At 65.3% G+C, this 21,134-nt stretch carries 22 protein-coding genes and 1 tRNA gene; 8 read left to right on the top strand and 15 right to left on the bottom strand.

Features of this window, described 5'->3' with window-relative positions:
• The first annotated feature begins 19 nt into the window (after positions 1-19).
• Positions 20-1,186, top strand: coding sequence for a glycosyltransferase (locus AC1DR6_RS10765; RefSeq protein WP_476829215.1), 1,167 nt, complete (start codon positions 20-22; stop codon positions 1,184-1,186).
• On the opposite strand, the gene mdtI is transcribed toward AC1DR6_RS10765, so the two are convergent.
• Together mdtI and AC1DR6_RS10755 are read right to left on the bottom strand one after the other, a co-directional pair.
• On the bottom strand, positions 1,173-1,508 hold the full coding sequence (mdtI, locus tag AC1DR6_RS10760) for a multidrug/spermidine efflux SMR transporter subunit MdtI (protein ID WP_476829214.1): 336 nt from the start codon (positions 1,506-1,508) through the stop codon (positions 1,173-1,175). The genes AC1DR6_RS10765 and mdtI overlap by 14 nt on opposite strands.
• Positions 1,505-1,885: a DMT family transporter gene (locus tag AC1DR6_RS10755; RefSeq protein ID WP_476829213.1), complete on the bottom strand. Its 381-nt coding sequence runs from the start codon at positions 1,883-1,885 to the stop codon at positions 1,505-1,507. Before AC1DR6_RS10755 ends, mdtI begins: the two co-directional genes overlap by 4 nt.
• 507 nt (positions 1,886-2,392) lie before the next feature.
• Here AC1DR6_RS10755 and AC1DR6_RS10750 point away from each other — a divergent pair.
• From AC1DR6_RS10750 to AC1DR6_RS10735, 4 genes are all read left to right on the top strand, one after another.
• On the top strand, positions 2,393-3,943 hold the full coding sequence (locus AC1DR6_RS10750) for an undecaprenyl-phosphate glucose phosphotransferase (RefSeq protein ID WP_476829212.1): 1,551 nt from the start codon (positions 2,393-2,395) through the stop codon (positions 3,941-3,943).
• On the top strand, positions 3,940-5,184 hold the full coding sequence (locus AC1DR6_RS10745; RefSeq protein WP_476829211.1) for an O-antigen ligase family protein: 1,245 nt from the start codon (positions 3,940-3,942) through the stop codon (positions 5,182-5,184). Before AC1DR6_RS10750 ends, AC1DR6_RS10745 begins: the two co-directional genes overlap by 4 nt.
• Positions 5,181-6,299 (top strand): acyltransferase family protein, encoded by a 1,119-nt coding sequence (locus AC1DR6_RS10740; protein WP_476829210.1) that lies wholly within the window; start codon positions 5,181-5,183, stop codon positions 6,297-6,299. Before AC1DR6_RS10745 ends, AC1DR6_RS10740 begins: the two co-directional genes overlap by 4 nt.
• Positions 6,300-6,415: 116 nt before the next feature.
• A tRNA-Pro gene (locus AC1DR6_RS10735) sits at positions 6,416-6,493 on the top strand.
• A gap of 60 nt (positions 6,494-6,553) precedes the next feature.
• On the opposite strand, the gene AC1DR6_RS10730 is transcribed toward AC1DR6_RS10735, so the two are convergent.
• Complete coding sequence (locus AC1DR6_RS10730) at positions 6,554-7,177, bottom strand: alpha/beta hydrolase (RefSeq protein ID WP_476829209.1); 624 nt, start codon at positions 7,175-7,177, stop codon at positions 6,554-6,556.
• Between the two features lie 72 nt (positions 7,178-7,249).
• Positions 7,250-8,182 carry a ring-cleaving dioxygenase gene (locus tag AC1DR6_RS10725; RefSeq protein ID WP_476829208.1) on the bottom strand — a complete coding sequence of 311 codons (933 nt, stop codon included), beginning with the start codon at positions 8,180-8,182 and terminating at the stop codon, positions 7,250-7,252.
• 184 nt (positions 8,183-8,366) lie between these two features.
• Here AC1DR6_RS10725 and AC1DR6_RS10720 point away from each other — a divergent pair, with 184 nt between their 5' ends.
• Entirely contained in the window at positions 8,367-9,311 is a 945-nt protein-coding gene (locus tag AC1DR6_RS10720) for a LysR family transcriptional regulator (RefSeq protein WP_476829207.1), read from the top strand.
• Between the two features lie 64 nt (positions 9,312-9,375).
• Positions 9,376-9,546, top strand: a complete 171-nt coding sequence (locus AC1DR6_RS10715) for a hypothetical protein (protein WP_476829206.1) — start codon at positions 9,376-9,378, stop codon at positions 9,544-9,546.
• Between the two features lie 4 nt (positions 9,547-9,550).
• Here AC1DR6_RS10715 and sugE read toward each other — a convergent pair whose 3' ends face one another.
• The 7 genes from sugE to AC1DR6_RS10680 all read right to left on the bottom strand — a co-directional run bounded on the left by sugE (position 9,551) and on the right by AC1DR6_RS10680 (position 14,323).
• Positions 9,551-9,868, bottom strand: coding sequence for a quaternary ammonium compound efflux SMR transporter SugE (sugE, locus tag AC1DR6_RS10710; protein ID WP_476829205.1), 318 nt, complete (start codon positions 9,866-9,868; stop codon positions 9,551-9,553).
• A 142-nt stretch (positions 9,869-10,010) separates the two neighbouring features.
• On the bottom strand, positions 10,011-10,523 hold the full coding sequence (locus tag AC1DR6_RS10705; RefSeq protein ID WP_476829204.1) for a MerR family transcriptional regulator: 513 nt from the start codon (positions 10,521-10,523) through the stop codon (positions 10,011-10,013).
• On the bottom strand, positions 10,520-10,834 hold the full coding sequence (locus tag AC1DR6_RS10700; RefSeq protein ID WP_420102173.1) for an integration host factor subunit alpha: 315 nt from the start codon (positions 10,832-10,834) through the stop codon (positions 10,520-10,522). Before AC1DR6_RS10700 ends, AC1DR6_RS10705 begins: the two co-directional genes overlap by 4 nt.
• 190 nt (positions 10,835-11,024) lie before the next feature.
• Positions 11,025-12,002, bottom strand: coding sequence for a beta-ketoacyl-ACP synthase III (locus AC1DR6_RS10695; RefSeq protein ID WP_476829203.1), 978 nt, complete (start codon positions 12,000-12,002; stop codon positions 11,025-11,027).
• Between the two features lie 13 nt (positions 12,003-12,015).
• Complete coding sequence (gene plsX, locus AC1DR6_RS10690) at positions 12,016-13,074, bottom strand: phosphate acyltransferase PlsX (RefSeq protein ID WP_476829202.1); 1,059 nt, start codon at positions 13,072-13,074, stop codon at positions 12,016-12,018.
• Positions 13,075-13,233: 159 nt separating this feature from the next.
• Positions 13,234-13,788, bottom strand: a complete 555-nt coding sequence (locus tag AC1DR6_RS10685) for a YceD family protein (protein ID WP_476829201.1) — start codon at positions 13,786-13,788, stop codon at positions 13,234-13,236.
• Positions 13,778-14,323, bottom strand: a complete 546-nt coding sequence (locus AC1DR6_RS10680) for a ubiquinol-cytochrome C chaperone family protein (RefSeq protein WP_476829200.1) — start codon at positions 14,321-14,323, stop codon at positions 13,778-13,780. The genes AC1DR6_RS10685 and AC1DR6_RS10680 overlap by 11 nt, the downstream gene beginning before the upstream one ends.
• Positions 14,324-14,464: 141 nt before the next feature.
• Here AC1DR6_RS10680 and AC1DR6_RS10675 point away from each other — a divergent pair, with 141 nt between their 5' ends.
• Entirely contained in the window at positions 14,465-14,959 is a 495-nt protein-coding gene (locus AC1DR6_RS10675; RefSeq protein ID WP_476829199.1) for an outer membrane protein assembly factor BamE, read from the top strand.
• A gap of 78 nt (positions 14,960-15,037) precedes the next feature.
• On the opposite strand, the gene AC1DR6_RS10670 is transcribed toward AC1DR6_RS10675, so the two are convergent.
• The 4 genes from AC1DR6_RS10670 to thiL form a co-directional block, all read right to left on the bottom strand.
• The gene (locus AC1DR6_RS10670; RefSeq protein WP_476829198.1) at positions 15,038-15,964 is read right to left on the bottom strand and encodes a DMT family transporter; all 927 of its coding nucleotides are present in this window, start codon (positions 15,962-15,964) and stop codon (positions 15,038-15,040) included.
• Between the two features lie 344 nt (positions 15,965-16,308).
• Entirely contained in the window at positions 16,309-18,465 is a 2,157-nt protein-coding gene (locus AC1DR6_RS10665) for a sodium-translocating pyrophosphatase (protein WP_476829197.1), read from the bottom strand.
• A gap of 301 nt (positions 18,466-18,766) precedes the next feature.
• A complete protein-coding gene (locus AC1DR6_RS10660; protein ID WP_476829196.1) occupies positions 18,767-19,978 on the bottom strand; it encodes an MFS transporter in 1,212 nt (403 codons plus the stop codon).
• A 35-nt stretch (positions 19,979-20,013) separates the two neighbouring features.
• Positions 20,014-21,039: a thiamine-phosphate kinase gene (gene thiL, locus AC1DR6_RS10655; RefSeq protein WP_476829195.1), complete on the bottom strand. Its 1,026-nt coding sequence runs from the start codon at positions 21,037-21,039 to the stop codon at positions 20,014-20,016.
• Positions 21,040-21,134 lie beyond the last annotated feature (95 nt).

The raw sequence follows: 21,134 nt of genomic DNA, 5'->3' as shown, positions 1-21,134 counted from the left end.
CCATTCGAGGATCCATCCTTTGTCCGGCGCGCCGCTCAAGATCCTGCATGTCTTCCGGGCGCCGCTCGGCGGCCTCTTTCGTCATGTGCTCGACGTCGCGCGCGGGCAGGCCGAGCGCGGGCATGAGGTCGGCATCTTCTGCGACGCGACCAGCGGTGGGGCTCGCACCGACGAGGTTTTCCGCGAACTCGCGCTAACGATGAAGCTTGGCATCACGCGGGTGCCGATGTCGCGCTATCCGAGCCTGACCGACGTCAAGGCGCAACTTTCGGCGGTTGCGCTGCGCAAGCGTCTGGCCCCGGACATCGTGCACTGCCACGGCTCGAAGGGCGGCTTCTATGGCCGGCTACCGGCGCTTTTCGACAGAAAACGCCGCTACGCGACGGCCTATACGCCCCATGGCGGCAGCTTCAATTACAAGCCCGGCAGCCGCGAACATAAAATCTACATGACGGTGGAGCGGTTGCTGGAGCCGGCGACGGACGTGTTTCTCTTCGAGAGCCGCTTCATCGCGGGGCGGTTCGAAGCCTGTGTTGGGCATATGCCCCGTACCGACCACAGGGTCGTGCTCAACGGCATTTCCGAGGCCGAGTTCGAGCCGATCGACCATGCGAGCGCCGCCTTCGATCTGCTTTATCTGGGCGAGTTGCGCTCCGCGAAAGGCGTCGACACGCTGATCCACGCGCTTGCCCTGTTGCGTAAGCGTGAGCAGCTAGCACCGAGCATCCTGATCGTCGGCTCCGGTCCGGACGAGGCGGAGCTCAAGGCGATGACGAAGAACGAGGGCATCGCCGATCAATGCGTCTTCGAACCGCCGGGCCCGATCAGGCGTGCGCTGGCCAAAGCACGGATCATGGTCATTCCGTCGCGCGCGGAATCGCTGCCTTACGTTATCCTGGAGGCTGCGGCGGCAGCCCAGCCGTTGATCGCGACCGATGTCGGCGGCATCGGCGAGATCTACGGGCCGCTGCACCGCCATCGGCTGATCGAAGCCAACGACGTGAGGGTCCTGGCCGATGCAATCCAGGCCATGCTGGCCCGGCCCGAAAACGAGCGCAGACAGGAGGCAGTCGATCTCGCCGCCACGGTGCGGCAAAGCTTCAGGCTGGACGCGATGATCGACGGCGTCCTCGATGCCTATCGCGACGCGCTCAGCGCACGTCGCGCGGCCGCTACATCAGCTTGAGGCCGACAACACCCGCGATCACGAGCAGGATGCCGAGCCAACCGGCAGCGCTTATGCGTTGGCCGAAAGCGAGCGCGCCGATGATCGCCGTCGCGACAAGCCCGACGCCTCCCCAGACCGCATAGGCGACCGAGAGATCCATTCCCTTGATCGCCTGGGACAGCGCGCCGAAAGCGCCCATCACCAGCGCCACACCGGCAAAACCGTGCAGGCGCGCGACGAAGCCGTTGGAGAGCTTCAGGAAATAAGTGCCGGACAGTTCGAGCGCGACGGCAAGGCCTAGCCAGAGATAAGGAACGAGCGGCGAGAAATCGACATTCACACGAGTCTCCCCTCGGCAAGCTGGCCGGGCTGACCGCGTTTGAGCAGGGGCTTGCCGTCCTTCACCCCCGCCTCGATCAGGACGATTCCAGCCAGAATGGCGCCAAGGGCGACCAGGCGGCCGGGCGTAAGGTGCTCGCCGAACAGCACGTGGCCAATGGTCGCGATGCCGACGATGCCGAGGCCTTCCCAGACAGCGTAGGCCACCGCCATGGGAATGACGCGAAGCGCGATGCTGACGAGGGCGAACGAGAAGCCGATCAGCAGCAGTGGGAGAAAGGCGACGAGCCAGGATGAGGAGACGACCGATTTGAGCGCAGCGGTCGCAACGATCTCGACGGCGATGGCCGCGAGGAGAACCAACCAGTGAAATGACATAGTGCACACAGGCTAAGCCAACGCCGACACCGCAAGAACGGCGCCGGGACAGCAAAGCAATCCTTCAGATAATGAAATCGCGAGGTCCGAAATCAAAGATCGCAGCAACAAGATCGCGGCGAACGGCACGGCGACAAAAACAACGCCCGCAACGGCGAAGGTCGGTCGCTCAAAATGTGCTTCTCAGACACTCATCGAGGAGGGATATGCGCCCGGCCCGGATCATTGTCAACTCTCAATGACTTTATAAAACAGTCACTTAAGGAAATCTTCTTACAGAAACGATGCTTTCGAAGCCGGTACAACACATTGGTCCGTCAGGGTAATTCGAGGTTTTTCCCGATCCGTTTTCGCATCGGCAAAAAACGCTCTCGCAAGGCTGTTCGGGCTATCGAATCAGCCGAAACAGCGACGGTTCCGGTTAAGCGTTCCGTGAAGAATTTGAGCTAGACCGCGATCGGGATCGCAGCGCCGAGAACGCTGCGTTCCGGGTTGAGGACACCGGTCATGGCTGCTTTCGACGTCCGCGACATGATGAAGGCGGATGCTGCCTCCGCGGCGCCGACCAGCTTCGGCGGTGCGTCGGATTCCCGCACGCATCGTTTTCATCCGCTCGCCGAGCGTATCGCCGCGATCCCGGTCAAACCGACGCTGTCGCCGGTCATGATCGAAGGGCTCGTGCGACTGGCCGATGCGACCACGATCGTGGTGGTGGGCGCGCTGGTCTATGTCGCCTATGCCGCCGGCCAGGTCGCCTCGGTGATGACCTATCAGATCACGGTGGCGACGCTGGCCATCGGCGCGCTCGCGCTGTTCCAGGCGCTCCGGCTTTATCCGGTGGGAGCGCTGCGAAACTTCGTCGGAACCGCGATACGGCTGATCAGCGGTTGGACCATGCTGTTCCTGATCGCGCTCGCGACCTTCTTCTTCCTCAAGGTCGGCGAGCAGATTTCGCGCGGCTGGCTGCTCGGCTTCTATCTCAGCGGCACCGGCGCACTGCTGGCCGAGCGGCTGATCGCGAGCCAGATCGTGCTGCGCCTGACCCGTTCCGGGCGGCTGGAGCGGCGCACGGCCATCGTCGGCGGAGGTGAGGCCGGGACCGCGCTGATCAAGGCGCTGGAGGCCCAGAACGACACCGGCCTGCGGATTTGCGGCGTGTTCGACGATCGTGGCGACGCGCGCTCGCCTGATCTCGTCGCTGGCTATCCCAAGCTCGGAACGATCGACGATCTCGTCGAGTTCGCGCGGCGCACCAAGCTCGACCTTGTGATCTTCACCCTGCCGATCTCGGCCGAAGCGCGGCTGCTGACGATGCTGCGCAAGCTCTGGGTGCTGCCGATCGACATCCGCCTCTCCGCGCACATGTCGAAGCTGCGCTTTCGCCCGCGCTCCTATTCCTATTTCGGCGCCGTGCCGGTGCTGGATGTGTTCGACCGCCCGATCGCGGATTGGGACGTCGTGGTCAAATGGCTGTTCGACAAGATCGTCGGCACGCTGGCGTTGATCGCGTTGTCGCCGGTGATGCTGGCGGTCGGCATCGCGGTGAAGCTCGATTCGAGCGGGCCGGTCTTCTTTCGCCAGAAGCGGTACGGCTTCAACAACGAGACGATCGACGTCTTCAAGTTCCGCTCGCTCTACCATGAGATGACAGACCATACCGCGGCCACGCAGGTCACCAAGGGCGACAAGCGCGTCACCCGCGTCGGCCGCTTCATTCGCAAGACCTCGCTCGACGAACTGCCGCAGCTGTTCAACGTGGTGTTCAAGGGCGATCTCTCGCTGGTCGGCCCGCGCCCGCACGCCATCCACGCCTCCACCTCGAACCGCGCCTATGAACAGGTGGTCGACGGTTATTTCGCCCGCCACAAGGTCAAGCCCGGCATCACCGGCTGGGCTCAGGTGAATGGCTGGCGCGGCGAGACCGACACCGACGACAAGATCCAGCGCCGTGTCGAGCACGACCTGTATTACATCGAGAACTGGTCGGTGCTGCTGGACATGTATATCCTGATCAAGACGCCGTTCTCACTCCTGACCAAGAGTGAGAACGCCTATTGAGCGCCCTCGCCGATTCCTTCGCCGGCAGCGGGGCGCCACGTTCACGCTTGAGGCTTTCCTATGGAGCCCTCAAGCGCGGGACGCTGTGGCTGCTGGGTGCATCGAGCGGCTTCGCGCTGATCGAGCCCTCGCCCTATGAGATCGCCTTCCTGCTGGCGCTGTTCATCTACACGCTGACGGGCATCCGCTTCTCGCAGAAACTCCTGCCCCTCGCCGTTCTGTTGCTGCTTTTCAATCTTGGCGGCGTCATTTCGCTGATCCCGTGGATGGACGACCCCGATGCGGTGCGCTTCATCGCGGTATCGCTTTACCTGATGCTGACCGGGATCTTCCTGGCTGCGATCATGGCGGAGGATGCGGGCGGCCGGCTGGAGACCCTGCGGCAGGGCTACCTCTTTGCGGCGTGGTGCGCGGGCGGGGCCGCCGTCCTCGGCTATTTCGACATTGCCGGCCTTGGCGAGGCTTTCACGCTTTACGGACGCGGCTCGGGGACCTTCAAGGACCCGAATGTGCTGGCGCCCTATCTCGTCTTGCCCATCGTCTATGGCATGCAGCGCGTTTTGACGGGCCAGGCAGGCATCCTGCGTGGCCTGCTGCTGATCAGCGTGCCGCTCGCCGGGCTGTTCCTGTCGTTTTCGCGCGGCGGCTGGGGGGTGCTCGTCGGCGCCCTGGTTCTGATGATCGGGCTTACCTTTCTGACGGCGCCGACCGCACATCGCCGTGCCCGCATCGTCGGGATGTCGGCGGCGGCTCTCGTCGTGATGGTGGCGGCGTTGCTGGTCGCCCTGTCATTCGAGAATATCCGCGCGGTCTTCGAGGTCCGCGCCAGTCTCGACCAGGATTACGACCAAGGCGTCACCGGCCGCTTTGGCAATCAGCTGCGCGCGATTCCGATGCTGCTCGACGACCCCAATGGCTTCGGGCCGCTGCGCTTCCGCTGGCTCTTCCAGCAGGCCGACCCGCACAATGTCTATGTCAACGCCTTTGCCTCCTATGGCTGGCTCGGCGGCATCGCCTGGCTCAGCCTGATGGTCGCGACCTGCTATGTCGGATGGCGTCTGGTCTTCCGGCGCGGGCCGCTCCAGCAACATGCGATCGCGATCTGGTCCGTCCTGTTCGTGCTGATCCTGCAAGGCCTGCAGATCGACACCGACCATTGGCGCCATCTCTACCTCATGCTGGGGTTGGTATGGGGGCTAGCGGCGCTGCCCGCCCAGCCCGGCGACACCTCACGCCGATGAGCCCAGCCGCAGCACCCGCCCAGAACCAGAACATCCAGGCGCTGCGTGCGATCGCGGCGCTGATGGTGGTCGTCGCTCATGCAGGCCATGAGACCGAGGCGCTGGCCCCGCGCGTCGGGCGCCCCGCTATCGACCTGTCGATGCTTCAGCTGGGAGCCGGCGTCGATATCTTCTTCGTGATTTCCGGCTTCATCATGGTCTACGCCTCAGCGGGGCTTTACGGCTGGCCGGGCGCACCGGGGCAATTCCTGCTGCGGCGGCTGGTCAGGATCGCGCCGCTTTACTGGCTGCTGACGACGGCACTGCTCGCGGGCGCGACTGTTGCGCCGCAGCTTCTCAACGTCGGCGTAGGCGACTGGCAGCACATCCTCGCCTCGTATCTCTTCATCCCGAGCCTGAGGGGTGGCGACGAAATCCGGCCGGTGATGGCGCTGGGCTGGACGCTGAACCTGGAGATGTTCTTCTACGTCATCTTTGCCACGACATTGATGCTGCCCCTGCGGCTTGGGCTGGCGGCGTTGACGGTACTCCTTTCGGCGCTGGCTCTCGGTGGCGCCCTTTTCCAGCCGGCGCAGGTGCAGCTCGCCTTCTGGACGCAAGGCATCATCCTCGAATTCCTGTTCGGCTGCCTGCTCGCGCTTTGCTTCATGAAAGGCATGCGGCTGAGTGCTCCCCTCGCCATCCTGGCGGTCGCGCTGGGGCTGGCGGCGATGATCAGGATACGGGGTTTCGACGACGCGCCCGGCTGGCCGCCGGCGCTGCGCTGGGGCGTGCCTGCGCTTCTCGTCGTGGCAGGCGCAGCCCTTTATCGCGGGCGGACGCCGCGCATCGCTGGGTTGTTGGTGGGGTTGGGCGATGCGTCCTACAGCCTCTATCTGGTCCACCCGTTCGCACTGAGGCCGCTGCGCGATGTCTGGGCAAAGCTCGTCGGCGGGGCCTTGCCGCTCGAAATCTACATGCTCTGCGCCGTCGCCTTTGGCGTGATAGTGGCTCTCCTGCTCCGCCGCTTCGTGGAACGGCCGCTCCTGACGCTCTGCCAGACTTCGCTGAAGGAGCGGAGTCGACCACCTAAGGCCGCACCGACCCTCCACGCCCCTGTGGGCACGCCCCCCTAAGCGGCCGGGATGGCGGGCATCGTCCGCGTTGATGACCGCCATACCGTGACGTTGGCACAGCAAGATGCATCAAGCGCATTGCATCCCGATCGGCCCATCACTATAAGCCGGTCCGTCGGAGCGTAGCGCAGCCCGGTTAGCGCACTTGTCTGGGGGACAAGGGGTCGGAGGTTCGAATCCTCTCGCTCCGACCATTCTTCTCATCAGCGATCGCCATGGTTGCCACCGGTCGCTGTCGTGCGGCCGGCGCCGCTTCACTGCCGATCGAGCCAGTCCTTCAGCAGACCGATATCCGTCTGTGACAGTCCGTGCCCCGTCGGCACGGCCCGGTGCTCGACATCGGCGCCCAGCGCGGCAAACGCAGCCGCAAGGGCCTCCGATGCCGCAGACGGCATGATCGGGTCGATCAGTCCCGAAAGCAGCAGCACCGGCTTCTTTGTCAGATCCGGCTCCGGCAACTTGTGGAAGGGCGGCATGGCGCGCAGCAGCGCGGCCCCCGCCAGGACCTCAGGCCGCAGGAGCAGCAGGCTCGCGGCAATGTTGGCTCCGTTGGAGTAGCCGAGCGCGATCGGCGCCGGCAGACCGTGCCGCTCGCGCGATTCCTCGATGAAATCGGCGAGCTCATGCGTCCGACGGACCAGATCGTCTTCGTCGAAAATGCCCTCGGCCAACCGGTGGAAGAAGCGCGGGGCCGAACCTTCGAGCACCTTGCCGCGCGGCGAAAGCAGCGTGGCGCCGGGCGCAACCGTGCGTCCGAGCGGCAGCAGATCGCGCTCGTCGCCGCCGGTGCCGTGCAGCAGCAGGATCGGCGGGCGAGCGGAATCGAGGCCTGGCTCGAACACATGGATGAATTCGGCACGGGTGGCGGTCGTGGTCATGGCGAATCTCCCTGTCATAGCGGAGGGGCCGCCCCGTCCTCGAAAGCGGCGGGGCGGCCCCTAGGTTTTGAATCAGGCCAGCACTGGGAGCGCGGCCTCGATCTCCTTGCGATGCTCCTCCAGGCCGGGCGGCAGCTTCAAAGCCCGGCCCAGTTCAGCGGCCGGCTCGTCCACGGCAAAACCGGGGACATCGGTCGCGATCTCGAACAGGACATGGCCAGGCTCCCGGAAATAGACCGAGCGGAAGTAGCTCCGATCCCGCTGTTCCGTCGTGCGGATACCGTGGTTCTCGGCCAGACGCTGCACCATCCCCTCCTGCGCCGCATCATCGGCCGCCCGGAAGGCGATGTGATGCACCGAACCGGCGCCCTGTCGCGCCGGCAGGAAGCCGCCCGCGACTCGCAGATCGACGATCCCGCCGACAGGCGTATCGGCGACCTTGAAGCGGATCAGCGTGTCCTCGCGTCCCGCTTCGACAAAGCCGAAGATGTCGGTGAGGATCGCCGCCGTGGGCGCCGCATCCGCCAGCAGCAGGCTGACGCTGTGGAAGCCGCGAATGGCATTCTCAGTGCCGATGCCGCTTTCGGACCAGTACGGCTCGGCCTCGACACCGGGCACGCCGACAAGCGCCAGGCGCATCCCGTCCGGATCGCGGAAGCTCAGCACGCTCTCACCGAAGCGCCGGGCAGGTGCCTCATGCGGCACGCTCTGCTCGATGAAGCGGTGAGTCCAGAAGCCGATCGAGCCTTCCGGGACCCTGAAGACGGTTTCCTGGGTCTCGCCGATGCCGAGCCGGCCGGGCGCGGCATGATCCCAGGGGAAGAAGGTCAGGATCGAACCCGGCGCGGCATCGGCATCCCCGTAATAGAGGTGATAGGTGCCCGGATCGTCGAAATTCACCGTCTTCTTGACGAGGCGCAGCCCGAGCACTCGGCCATAGAAGTCGAGATTGCGGCGCGCGGGGCCGGAAATCGCGGTGACGTGGTGAAGCCCGTGGATCTGCATGATGTCCTCCATCTTCGGAAGCCGCCCGGTCGAGCGGTGTTGTTGGATGCAAGATCGTGCCATCTCGATCCGAACGCTAGAGGCGGCGCATTGCGCCGTTGCAATATGCCGATCCGTCCCGCACAATCCGCGTGGCCGATAAACCGACTGTCTGCAGGCCAGTGACGATCACGATGGAACCACGATGACACCTGCCGCGAAGGCGCTCGCCTGGGACGATTTCCGCCTGATCAAGGCGATTGCGGAAGAGCGGGCCCTGCCGGCCGCCGCCCATAAGCTGGGCATCAATCACTCGACGGTGTTCCGACGTCTCGGCCAGATCGAGGATGCGGTCGGAGTCAAACTGTTCGAGCGTCATCGCAGCGGTTACGTCGCGACACCTGCCGGCGAGGAGATGGTGCTGCTCGCAGGCCGCGTGGACGAGGACATCACCGCCTTCACGCGCAAGCTCGCAGGCCAGGAGATCAAACCGGCCGGCGAATTGCGGGTCGCGACCAACGACACCCTGCTGGTCGACCTCCTGACACCGCTTTTCGCAAAATTTCTGGCGCAGTGCCCGGATATCCGGCTCGACATCCTCGTCGGCAACCGCGCCGCCAATCTTTCGAAGCGGGATGCGGATGTCGCCATCCGTGCGACCGACAATCCGCCCGAGACGCTGGTGGGCCGCAAGCCCGCCCGGATCGCCTGGGCCGTGTACGGAAAAGCAGCCGACTTTCCCGCGCCGCGAGCTTGGGAGGGGGACGAACTGTGGGATCGACCGTGGGTCTCGCTCGGCGAGACCTTCGCTATGATGAGCGCGGTCCGCACCATCGCCCGCCAAGTCACACCCGAGCGGATCGTCTACAAGCTCGACACGGTGCTCGGGCTTGCGGAGGCCGTCGAAGCTGGCATCGGCATCGGCTTCGTGCCCTGCTTCATCGCGGATGTGCGCCCCGGGCTGACGCGACTTTCGGCGCCCGACCCCAAGCTTGCCGCCGATCTGTGGCTGCTGACGCATCCCGACATGCGCCATACCCCGCGAGTCCGGCTTTTCCTCGATTTCATGGCGGCGGAAATTTCGCGCTTGAAGCCGTTGATCGAAGGATCGCGTCGAGAGGACGCCGACGACAGTCCAGCCGAGGCCTGAGCGCAGCACGACTGCGAGGCAATATGCGGTTCCCGCCGCTCGCCATCGACGCTAGTCTCCCCGTATGGAAATCATCGTTCCGCTCATCATAGGGCTCAGTCTGATCTGGCTGATCGGTCGCGGCGTGCCCTGGAACGCCAAGCTGATGACGATCGTCGTTGCGCTCGCGGTGATCGTCCTGATCGTCGCTGTGGAACGGGCCGGCTACTGGCCCGAAGCCTTCCACCGCCGTTGAGCGGTCAGACCGATACCAGCTTCAACCCGACGATGCCGGCAACGATCAGGCCGATGCAGGCCAGCCGCATAGCGCCGGCGGGCTCGCCAAGCAGGACCATGCCGAGGATCGCTGTACCGACCGTGCCGACCCCCGTCCAGACCGCGTAAGCCGTCCCGACCGGCAGGCTCTTCAAGGCCAGTCCGAGCAGACCGACGCTGACGACCATGCTGATCAGCGTCAAAGCCGTAGGCACGAGCCGGGTGAAGCCTTGCGTGTATTTCAGGCCGATCGCCCAGCCGACCTCGAACAGGCCCGCGATCAGGAGGTAGATCCAAGCCATGACGAGGCTCCCGCTGATGGAGCGGGTCGTCCCGCGAGGTGCTGGAATGGCAGAGTGCCGGGGTCGTCCCCGGCGCATGGGATGGCGGCTTCCTTCGGTGCGGTCAAGCCAGTCCAGCCCGACCGTTCCCAGCGCGGTTGGCTCAGGCCGGTTCCTCGACGGGCTTCAACGCCCGTTCGAGGATGCCACGGCATTCTCCAAGTTCGCGCATCACGGCTGTCAGCACGGTGATGTCGTCGAGCCCTTCCGGGACGGCATGCTTGGGCACCCAACCCGCTGGCTCGCTGCCGGCCGCTTCGGTGCCGGGCGCCCCCGGCGCTTGCGCCATCGAGCCGATCGCCGCGCCGCGCCCGATCGCCTGGACATGGCGCGGCCCCTGCTCCTTGAGGATGCGCTGCAGGCCCTTGATCGTATAGCCTTCGCCGTAGAGCAGACGGCGGATGCCCTTGAGCAACGCCACATCGTCCGGCCGGTAGTAGCGGCGTCCGCCGCCGCGCTTCAGCGGCTTGATCTGGCTGAAGCGCGTCTCCCAGAAACGCAGGACGTGCTGGGGGATGTCGAGGTCTTCCGCGACCTCGCTGATGGTTCGAAAGGCATCCGGGCTCTTGGTGTCCAATTCGGCCTCTTCATTGCCGGCGTGGAACTCCAGGCTCACTCAGTCTCGCCCTCACCGCTTTGCCCGTTGATGCGGGCCTTCATCACGTTCGAGGGCTTGAACACCATCACACGACGCGGCTCAATCGGCACTTCTACGCCCGTTTTCGGATTACGCCCGATTCGCTCGCCCTTGTCTCGCACCACGAAGGATCCGAACGAGGATAACTTGACGTTTTCCCCACGCGCGACCGCATCGCAAATCTCGTCGAGCACGGCCTCCACGAGCTTTGACGACTCCGTCCGCGATAATCCGATCTTCTGGTAGACAGCCTCGCACAGGTCCGCGCGAGTTACCGTTTGCCCCGACATTCAATCCTCCAAGGCGCCACCCCCGACGCCGGCCGGAGCCGTTGTCGTTTTCGCCATTATGGACGCGGGACGCTAGGCGCCCGCGCTACGTGGGTCAATCCTCGACCGAACGGCTTTCCGCCGCTCATGCCGAAAACTGCCCGAAAACGCTGCCGAACCATCGCAATTGAGCGATTTTCAGATTGCCGGCTCACCAGCGGATCAGTGCCGAACCCCAGGTGAAGCCGCCGCCCATCGCCTCGATCAGGACGAGTTGCCCGCGCTCGATGCGGCCGTCCTTGTGTGCCTCGGCCAGCGCGAGCGGAATCGAGGCGGCCGAGGTATTTCCATGCCGGTCGACCGTGATGACGACATGGGCCGGATCGATGCCGAGCTTGTCGGCGGTGGCGTCGATGATGCGGCGGTTGGCCTGATGCGGCACGAACCAGTCGATATCGGCGCCGGTCAGCCCGGTTTGCTGGAAAGTGTGACGCACGGTCTCGGCCAAATTGTTCACCGCGTGGCGGAAAACCTCCTTGCCCTCCATGCGCAGCAGGCCGACCGTCTTGGTCGATCCTGCGCCGCCGTCGACGTAAAGCTTGTCCTTGTAGCGCCCGTCCGAGCGGATATGCGTCGTCAGGACGCCGCGATCGGCCAATGTCCCCTCACCCGGCACCGCTTTGAGCACGACAGCGCCGGCGCCGTCGCCAAACAGCACGCAGGTCGCGCGGTCTTCCCAGTCGAGAATCCGCGAGAAGGTTTCGGCGCCGATGACGAGCGCCGTTTTGGAGCCGCCGGTGATCAGGAACTTGTCCGCCGTCGCCAGGGCGAAGACGAAGCCGGAACAGACCGCCTGCACGTCGAAGGCTGCGCCGCCGGTAATGCCGAGGCCAGCCTGGATCTGGGTGGCGGTAGCGGGAAAGGTGTGGTCCGGCGTCGCCGTGGCGACGATGATCAGGTCGATCTCGGAGGCATCGATGCCGGCGTCTGCAATGGCGTCCTGCGCCGCCTTCAGCCCGATGATCGAGGTTGGCTCGTCATCGGCGGCGATATGGCGCTGGCGGATGCCGGTGCGCTGCACGATCCAGTCGTCGCTCGTGTCGACCTGCGCCGCGAGTTCGGCATTGGTGACGATGCGGGCGGGCAGATAGGAGCCGCAGCCGACGATCTGTGAACGCAGATTGGACAAAGACACCGTTTCCCTACTGGACGTCGGCGGGCTGCGCGGCAGGCAGCTCCGGGCGCGTGCTGGCGGCGACCATCTCGCGAACCTTCGACATCAGGTCCTCGCGCGCCATTTCGTAGCCGAGCTMGGCTGCGCTGGCGAAGCCGACGGCATCGGTGCCGCCGTGGCTCTTGATGACGATGCCTTCCAGCCCCAGGAAGACGCCGCCATTGGATTTGCGCGGGTCGAGCTTCTCGCGCAGGGCCCCAAATGCGCGCCTCGCGAAGAGATAGCCGATCTTGGCCATCAGCGAACGGCTCATCGCCGCGCGCAGATAGGACTGGATCTGGCGCGCCGTACCCTCGGCGGTCTTCAATGCGATGTTGCCGGTGAAACCTTCGGTCACGACCACGTCGACCGTGCCCTTGCCGAGATCGTCGCCCTCGACGAAGCCGTGATAGGCCATATGCGGAAGGTTGCTTTCGCGCAGGATGCGGCCGGCCTCCTTGACCGCCTCGACGCCCTTGATCTCCTCGACGCCGACATTGAGCAGGCCCACCGTCGGCCGGTCGAGATCGAGGACGACGCGGGCCATGGCAGCGCCCATTACGGCCAGGTCGACGAGATGGCGCGCATCGGCGCCGATCGTCGCGCCGACATCCAGTACGATGCTCTCGCCCCGTGCGGTCGGCCACAGACAGGCGATGGCGGGCCGGTCGACCTGAGGCATCGACTTCAGGCAGAATTTCGACATCGCCATCAGCGCGCCGGTGTTGCCGGCCGATACGGTGACATCCGCCTCGCCGGTCTTGGTCGCGTCGATGGCGCGCCACATCGATGATTTATAGCGGCCATAGCGCAGCGCCTGGCTCGGCTTGTCATCCATCTTCACCGCGACTTCGGTGTGGTGGAAGGTGGTGACGGCCTTAAGCTTCGCGTGCTGCCCGATCAGGGGCAGCACGACCTTCTCATCACCGAAAATGACGAAGCGGGTATCCGGGCGACGCTCCAGCATGAGCGCCGCACCCGGGATGACGATGCTTGGGCCATGGTCCCCACCCATCGCATCGAGCGCGATTGTAACCGGTCTTGTCATTGAGTTCTGGCGTGTCCCGGAAGCGGCCGACCTTCCACCCGGGACGGCTCTTTGCCGGCCGGACAATAGCGGTTTGCGGCAGCGCCGCAAGCCGCGCCGAGCGGTGTATGCCCTTCAATCATTGTCGAAATCATGTCTGCGCGCGCACGCTCGGTTTGCTCACTGCACGTCCCGCTTCAGCTTGGCGAGCGCGGCGAAAGGCGATGGCTCGGCCTCGGTCGGGGCCGGCGCCTCGAAGTTGACGCCCGGCTTGCGCGGATAAGGATCGAGCGCGAGCGCCAGGAACTCCAGCGCGATGGCGCCGAGATCGATCACGCCATCGACGATCGGCTCCGGCGGATCGGTCTCGTTGAGCATGACCTCGACGTCGATCGCGGTATCCTTGGCCTCGGCCTCGGTGACGGCGAAGATCGGATCGGTCGAGGGCACAAGATCGAGCTTGAACGGGACGTCGAGCTTCACCGGGAACGCCTCGAGCGTCACCACGCAGGTCTGGTGGAGCCGCGCATCGATCCGGCCTTCGAGCTTCACCCGCTCGCCATTGCGGGCAAGGTCGTAGCGGACCTCCAGCGCTTCCACCGAGACGAGGTCGAGCGCTACGGCAATGGCGACGAGTTCGTCCGCCGCCGCGCGGACGGTAACCTCGGTGCCGCGCGGGCGGATCGATTCGACGCGGATCGGATGCTGCAGTGGGGGTTTGCGGTCAGATTTCATCTGCGGTCTCTTCGCCGGAGAATATGGGGAACAGCGCCTCGTCTCGCAGCAGTCCGTCCATATCGAGCACGGATAGCCGTTGCGTGGCCTCGTGCAGATAGGTCGCCAACACCGCCGGATCCGCCGCCGGCGCAGCGTTGCGGCGCAGCGCATCCTCAAGCACCGCAGGCTCGGGGGCGGCGAAAGCAGCTCCATAAGCCTGGAGCCGGCCGTAGAACATCTGGCCGATCTTCTTCATGTGCTTGGGCACCGCGATGTCGCTGACCCCACCATTGCGGAAGCCGAGCTCGAGATAGTCGAAGCAGGCGTCGGTCAGGTCCTGGGCGAGGTCGCCTGCGGGCGCAGGCAGTTCGCGCAAGCGCCGCAGGACCAGGAACATATGCATCGCCAGCGATTCGAAACGGCCCTCGAAGCTGTCTGGAATACCGCCGTCGATATAAAGCGCGGGCCGGCGCGAAGCCTCTGCGATGCGCGCAAACAGCGCATCGGCCGGGGCGCGCCGCTGCGCACGCTTGCCGAATAATCCGAAGATCACCGGATTTCCTCCATCCGGCGCCGACGCGCGCGTCCTCGCCTTGCCAAAACCATCCTCGGGCGTTACGCCAACCATCACCCTTTTGACAAGCGGCATGGGGTCTTTGTGCTTCCTGCCGCCCCGCCTTCGGATCGTGCCCGCATGACCCATATCACCCGTCGCACGGCTCTGCTCGGCGCGCTTGCGACCACCTCCCTGCTGCTCGCGGGCTGCGGGCCGGATGCCAGTGGCTTCGTGCTGCCGACCTCGGCGGGCATGAACGAGGAGACCAAGCGCGGCTTCGTCATGGACGACGGCCTGATCGCTCAGGTGAAGATCGGGACGGACGTGCACAAGGTGCTCGAGATTCTCGGCACACCCTCGACCACCTCGACCGTCGGCAACCGGACCTTCTACTATATCAGCCAGACGGTGCGCCGGCGCTTCCAGTTCCAGAACCCGCAGGTGGTCGATCAGCAGGTGCTGGTGGTCTACTTCAACAAGGGCTTCAAGGTGGAGCGCATCGCCAATTACGGCCTGCAGGACGGCGTACCTTTCGACTTCATCAGCCGCACCACCCCATCCGGCGGCGAGGAGCAGAGCTTCCTGCGCAACCTCTTCCGGGGCGTGACGAGGTTCAACCCGCTGGGCTCGTAAGCGAGCCCTTTCAAGGCCCGAATATCGAAAACCCGCGGTTCGCACCGCGGGTTCTGTTTTGGGGTGCGCGGCTCCTGATCAGGGCGCTGCCGCGGGGCGGCGCACCGGCAACGTCATCGCCAACACCCCCGCGATCACGAGAACGAGTCCGGCCCAGGCGGTCGTTGCAAGTGTCTCCCCGAGAAACACCATGCCGATCAGCACGCCGGTCGGGACCCGCAGATAGGCGACCGATGTCGTCGCCACCGCACCCAGCCGTGCGATCAGCCTGAAATAGATCACGAAGGCCAAAGCGGTCGAGACGAGCGACAGCGCGATCAAAGCCTGGATCGAAGAAGCCGACGGCGTCAGCGTCCAGGGCCGGTCCAGGATCAGGCTCAGTGGCGTTAAGACCACCGCGCCACACAGAAGCGAGCCTGCCGCCGGCATGATCGGATCGAGGCCCTTGAAGCTGCGTCCGAACAAGGCCGCCCCGCCATAGCAGATGCTGGCCGCGACCAGTGCCAGCTGGGCGGCAAGTTGCGCACCGAAACCCGCTATCGCCTGCCCTCCGACAATGAGAACGGTGCCGGCGAGGCCGGCTGCGATCCCGGCCAGGCGCAAACGCGGCAAGCGCTCCGCCGACGCGGACAGGCACGATAGCAGGACGACGAAGATCGGGCTCGTCGAGCTGAGGATCGTCGCCAGCCCCGCATCGACGCTGCGCTCGGCCCAGGCGATCAGCGTGAACGGGACAACGCTGTTGAGGCAGGCTTGAATGAGGAACATCCGCCATGTTGCGAGGTCCCGCGGCAGCCGTAACCCGCGCCAGCGGATGACAATGAGCAGGACAAAGCCCGCGATGAGCGTCCGGGCCGCGATCAGGGTCAGCGGCGGAATCGTCTCCACGCCGAGCTTGATGAAGGTGTAGGATCCGCCCCAAAGTCCGGCCAGAACCAGCAGAAGCGCAAGCTCCACGGCACGGTTCGGCACGGCGGCAGGTTGGTCGAGCATTTGCGTGGACATGGTTCCTCCTGAAGTTGGCGGGACCATGCCAGTGCGAATGCAGCAGCGCATGCGGGAACGCTACGGGCCCGGCCGTAGCGTTGAGCCTTGATTCAAGCGCTTGCGAAATTGAGTCAGACGAGGCCCGTAAGCCATTGCTTGAAAGAGGATTTCTTCGTTGGCATCGCCAGCCTGCGCCGTCATGGCGAGCGCAGCGAAGCAATCCAGGGAGACTGGGTCGAACTGTATCAGCGGGCCCCCCTGGATTGCTTCGCTGCGTCCTCGCAATGACGGCTATCCGAGGGTCCAAGAAAAAACCCGCGGCTCACGCCGCGGGTTGGTAGACGTCTCAGCGCTAAGAGCGATCAGCTATGCGCGAGGATCGCCAGCAGAAGCAATGCGATGATGTTTGTGATCTTGATCGCGGGATTCACCGCAGGCCCCGCCGTGTCCTTGTAGGGATCGCCGACGGTGTCGCCGGTGACGGAGGCCTTATGAGCTTCCGAGCCTTTCATATGGCGCACGCCGTCCTTGTCGACGAAACCGTCCTCGAAGGACTTTTTGGCGTTGTCCCAGGCGCCGCCGCCCGAGGTCATCGAGATCGCGACGAAGATGCCCGTCACGATGACGCCCATCAGCATCGCGCCGACGGCCGCGAAAGCGTTGTTCTTGCCCGCGATGGCGTAGATCACGAAGTAAGTGAGGAACGGCGCCAGCACCGGAAGCAGGGAGGGAATCACCATTTCCTTGATTGCGGCTTTGGTCAGCAGGTCGACGGCGCGGGCATAGTCCGGGCGCTCCGTGCCCTGCATGATGCCGGGTTTCTCGCGGAACTGGCGGCGCACCTCCTCAACCACCGAGCCGGCCGCACGCCCCACCGCCGTCATGCCCATGCCCGCGAAAAGGAAGGGAATGAGACCACCGAGCAGCAAGCCGACGACGACATAAGGGTTGGACAGCGAAAAATCGACCGTGACGCCCTTGAAGTACTGGAAGGTCGTCGAGCCCGCCTTGTTGGCCTCGGAGATGAAGAAGTTCAGGTCCGAGGTGTAGGCCGCGAACAGCACCAGCGCGCCGAGGCCGGCCGAGCCGATCGCGTAGCCCTTGGTGATCGCCTTGGTGGTGTTGCCGACCGCATCGAGCGCATCGGTGGAGTGACGGACCTCCTTGGGCAGGCCCGCCATCTCGGCAATGCCGCCCGCGTTGTCGGTGACTGGACCGAAGGCATCGAGTGCGACGACGACGCCTGCCAGCGCCAGCATCGCTGTGGTGGCGATGGCGATGCCGAACAGGCCGGCGAGCGTGTAGCTGACGATGATGCCGGCGATGATCACGATCGTCGGGAGCGCGGTCGATTCCAGGGATACCGCGAGGCCCTGGATGACGTTGGTGCCGTGGCCGGTGACCGAGGCCTGGGCGATCGAGACGACCGGGCGCTTGCCGGTGCCGGTGTAATATTCGGTGATCACCACGATCAGCAGCGTCACGGCCAAGCCGACCATGGCGCAGCCGAAGAGCTTGCCCGAGGTGAAGGTGACGTTCTGCGCCGTGGTGAAGGAGGCCGAGAAGCCGCCGAACATCACGTAATTCACCGCCGCGATCGCGACGATGGAGAGCACGCCAGCCCCGATGAAGCCCTTGTAGAGCGCGCCCATGATCGACTGGTTGGCGCCAAGCTTCACGAAGAAGGTGCCGATGATCGAGGTGACGATGCAGGAGGCGCCGATCGCCATCGGATAGAGCATCATGGTGCCGAGAATCGGCTGGCCGGCGAAGAAGATCGCGGCGAGCACCATGGTCGCGACCAGCGTCACGGCGTAGGTCTCGAACAGGTCGGCGGCCATGCCGGCGCAGTCGCCGACATTGTCGCCGACATTGTCGGCGATGGTCGCGGGATTGCGCGGGTCGTCTTCCGGGATGCCGGCCTCGACCTTGCCGACGAGGTCGGCGCCGACATCAGCACCCTTGGTGAAGATACCGCCGCCGAGGCGGGCGAAGATCGAGATCAGCGAAGCGCCGAAGCCGAGCGCCACCAGCGAATCGATCACCGTGCGGCTTGAAGGCTCGAAGCCGAGATAGGAGGTCAGGACGCCGTAATAGACGGCGACGCCGAGCAGCGCGAGGCCTGCGACCAGCATGCCGGTCACGGCGCCGGCCTTGAACGCCACATCGAGCCCCTCGCCCAGCGACTGCATCGCCGCCTGCGCAGTGCGGACATTGGCGCGCACCGAGACGTTCATGCCGATAAAGCCGGCCATGCCCGAGAGCACGGCGCCGATCAGGAAGCCGATCGCGACCCATTTGCCGAGCAGCCAGCCGAGCGCGACGCAAAGAACGACGCCGACGATGCCGATCGTCAGATATTGCCGCTTCAGATAAGCCTGCGCCCCTTCCGCCACGGCGCCGGATATCTCCTGCATGCGCTGGCTGCCGGCATCGCGCTTCATGACGTCGCCATAGGCCCAGATGCCGTAGGCGATCGAAAGCGCACTCAATACAATGATGACAAGCAGAGCTGACATTCGTTTTCCTGACCCTAAAGGCGTTGCCATCGGGAGCGCTGACGCTCCTCGTTTGCAGCATTGGACGTCAGGCAACGAAAAACGAGCCTTGGGACTTTGAGGCTCGCTCCGCGTCGCCAGTGTCAGGCGAATTTGTGGCAAGTTTCGCGCGGAAGCGCAAACGGCCGTGCTTACAGATTTCGTCTGATGTCAGGGCGCCGATGACGGCCTGGGAGCGACCCGGCAATCGGCCTTGCCCTGAAGCCCGCAGCCAGCCCGCCCGAATTGGGCTGGCAGACTTCATTCCGGCTCCTGGCGCGGTTCAGGCTGTGGCCGGATCGCGGCCGCGCTGCAGGAGCTGCCAACCCACCATCGCCAGGGCGATGGCGACCGGCGGGAAGACCATCCAGTTCACCGTGGCCCAGCCGCCATGGCTGACGAGGCCGCCGGACGAGAACGAGGCGATCGCGACCGAGCCGAAGACGAGAAAATCATTGGCGGCCTGCACCTTCACGCGCTCCTCGGGCCGGTAGCAATCCGTCACTAGCGAGGTCGCGCCAATGAAGCCGAAGTTCCAGCCGAGCCCGAGCAGGACCAGCGCCACCCAGAAATGCGCGACGCTGAGGCCGGCCAGCCCGACGATCGCGGCCAGCGCCGTCAAGGCGAGGCCGCAGATGGTGACGGCCTCCTTGCCGAAGCGCTCGATCAGCTTGCCGGTGAAGAAGCTCGGCCCATACATCGCCAGCACATGCCACTGGATGCCGAGAGCAGCGTCGCCCACAGAATGACCGCAGGCGACCATCGCCATCGGCGCGGCCGTCATGACGAAGCTCATCAGCCCATAAGCCACCAGCGCGGCGATGACCGAGGCGATGAATTTCGGCTGCCGCATGATCTGCCCGAGCGGCCGGCCGCCATCGGACTGCGCGGCAGCAACCGGCGGCGCGTGCAGGCGCGAGACGATGAGGATCGCCAGGAGCGCCAGGACACCCTGCGCCAGGAAGCTTGCGGCAAAGGGTGCCTCGGGCGTCAGGTCGCGTGTCCAGTAGACCGATTGCGGGCCGATGATGCCGGCCACCAAGCCGCCGAGCATCACCCAGGAGATGGCGCGCGCCTTGAAAGCGGGGCTCGCGGTATCGGCCGCGGCAAAGCGATAGCTCTGAACATAAGCGCCGTAGAGCCCGCAGATGAAGGTGCCCAGGCAGAACAGCGCAAAGCTGCGCGTCACCACGCCGGCAGCGGCGACGCTTGCCCCGGCGGCGCCGACCAACGCGCCGATGAGATAGCCGCCACGCCGGCCCAGACGCCGCATCAGGACGGCGGCGGGAATCACGCCGGCCGCGATGCCGAGCTGGAGCAGGCTGACCGGAACGGTGGCGAAGGTCGGATCGGAGGCGAGCTGCAGCCCGACGATGCCGCCGAGAGAGACGATGATGGCGGGGTTGGCGCCGCCGAGCGCCTGGGCGCCGGTCAGGATCAGTGCATTGCGTTTCGCGAGACGGTCGCCCTCATGGACAGGGACATGCTGGTTCATCGCCACGCCGTTCCGCGGCACCGGCGCCGCTGATCTTATCGAGCGGGCATGACCCCGCCCTGGAAATGCGAATAGGAACCGCTGCCAAAGTCCTGGCTCGCTCCTGCCCCGCTATAACGCACGACGCTCGGCTCGGGAACGATCCGGCCGATGGCGGCCAGAGGAACACCCAACTCTGCAGCCGCAGCGACCAGAGCAAAAATCTCTCCTTCGGGCGCCGTGCAGAGAATTTCGTAGTCGTCTCCGCCGGTCCAGGCCAGTTCCGCCAATGCGGGATCGGCCATGAGCGCCGCGCGGGCCGCGGCGGAGAGAGGGACAGTGTCGAGGTCGATCTCGGCGCCGACGCCGGACGCGTTCAGAAGCTTGGCCAGATCGCCGATCAAGCCGTCGGAAACGTCCATCGCGGCCGAGGCATGTGTTTGAAGCGCCGACGCGAGCGCGTTTCGCGGCTGGGGATGGAGATAGCGGTCGGCGAGAAAAGCGCGCTCCTCCCCCGACATCGCCGCGACCCAGCCCGGCTGGTCGGGACCATGCACCTTCAGGCCGAGCGCACCATCGCCGATCGTGCCGGAAACAAGCACGGCATCGCCCGCCTTCGCGCCCGCGCGTCGCACCATGCGCCCGGCCGGCACGGTGCCGAAGGCCGTGATCGACAGGGTCAGCGGGCCGGATGTCGCGACCGTATCGCCGCCGATGAGGGGGCAGTCGCTGTCCTTGGCGAGACGGCCGAGGCCCTCGGCAAAAGCGGCGAGCCAGTCTTCCGTCCAGTCCCGGGGCAAGGCCAGCGTCAGCACGAACCCTTCCGGCTTCGCGCCCTTGGCCGCGACATCCGACAGGTTGACCGCAAGCGCCTTCCAGCCGATCGAGGCCGGCGGGTCGTCGGGGAAAAAGTGTACGCCCGCCACCAGCGCATCGGCCGTGACGACGACCTCATAGCCCCGCGCCGGACGAAGAAGGCCGGCATCGTCGACGAGACCCAGGCCGCCGGGCCCCGCCATAGGCGCGAAATAGCGCGCGATCAGCTCGAATTCGCCGGGGCGCTGATGGATATTACCGATCATGCAGCTCTCCAGGTCATTGCGAGGATCGAAGCAACGAAGCCATCCAGAAGCGGCAAAGCTCTACGTCCCCTGGATTGCTTCGCTACGCTAGCAGT

The organism is Allobosea sp. P5_A5 (genome assembly GCF_056400625.1).
Note: the sequence above shows the minus strand (reverse complement) of the source record. Positions and strands in the feature narration are given on the sequence as shown.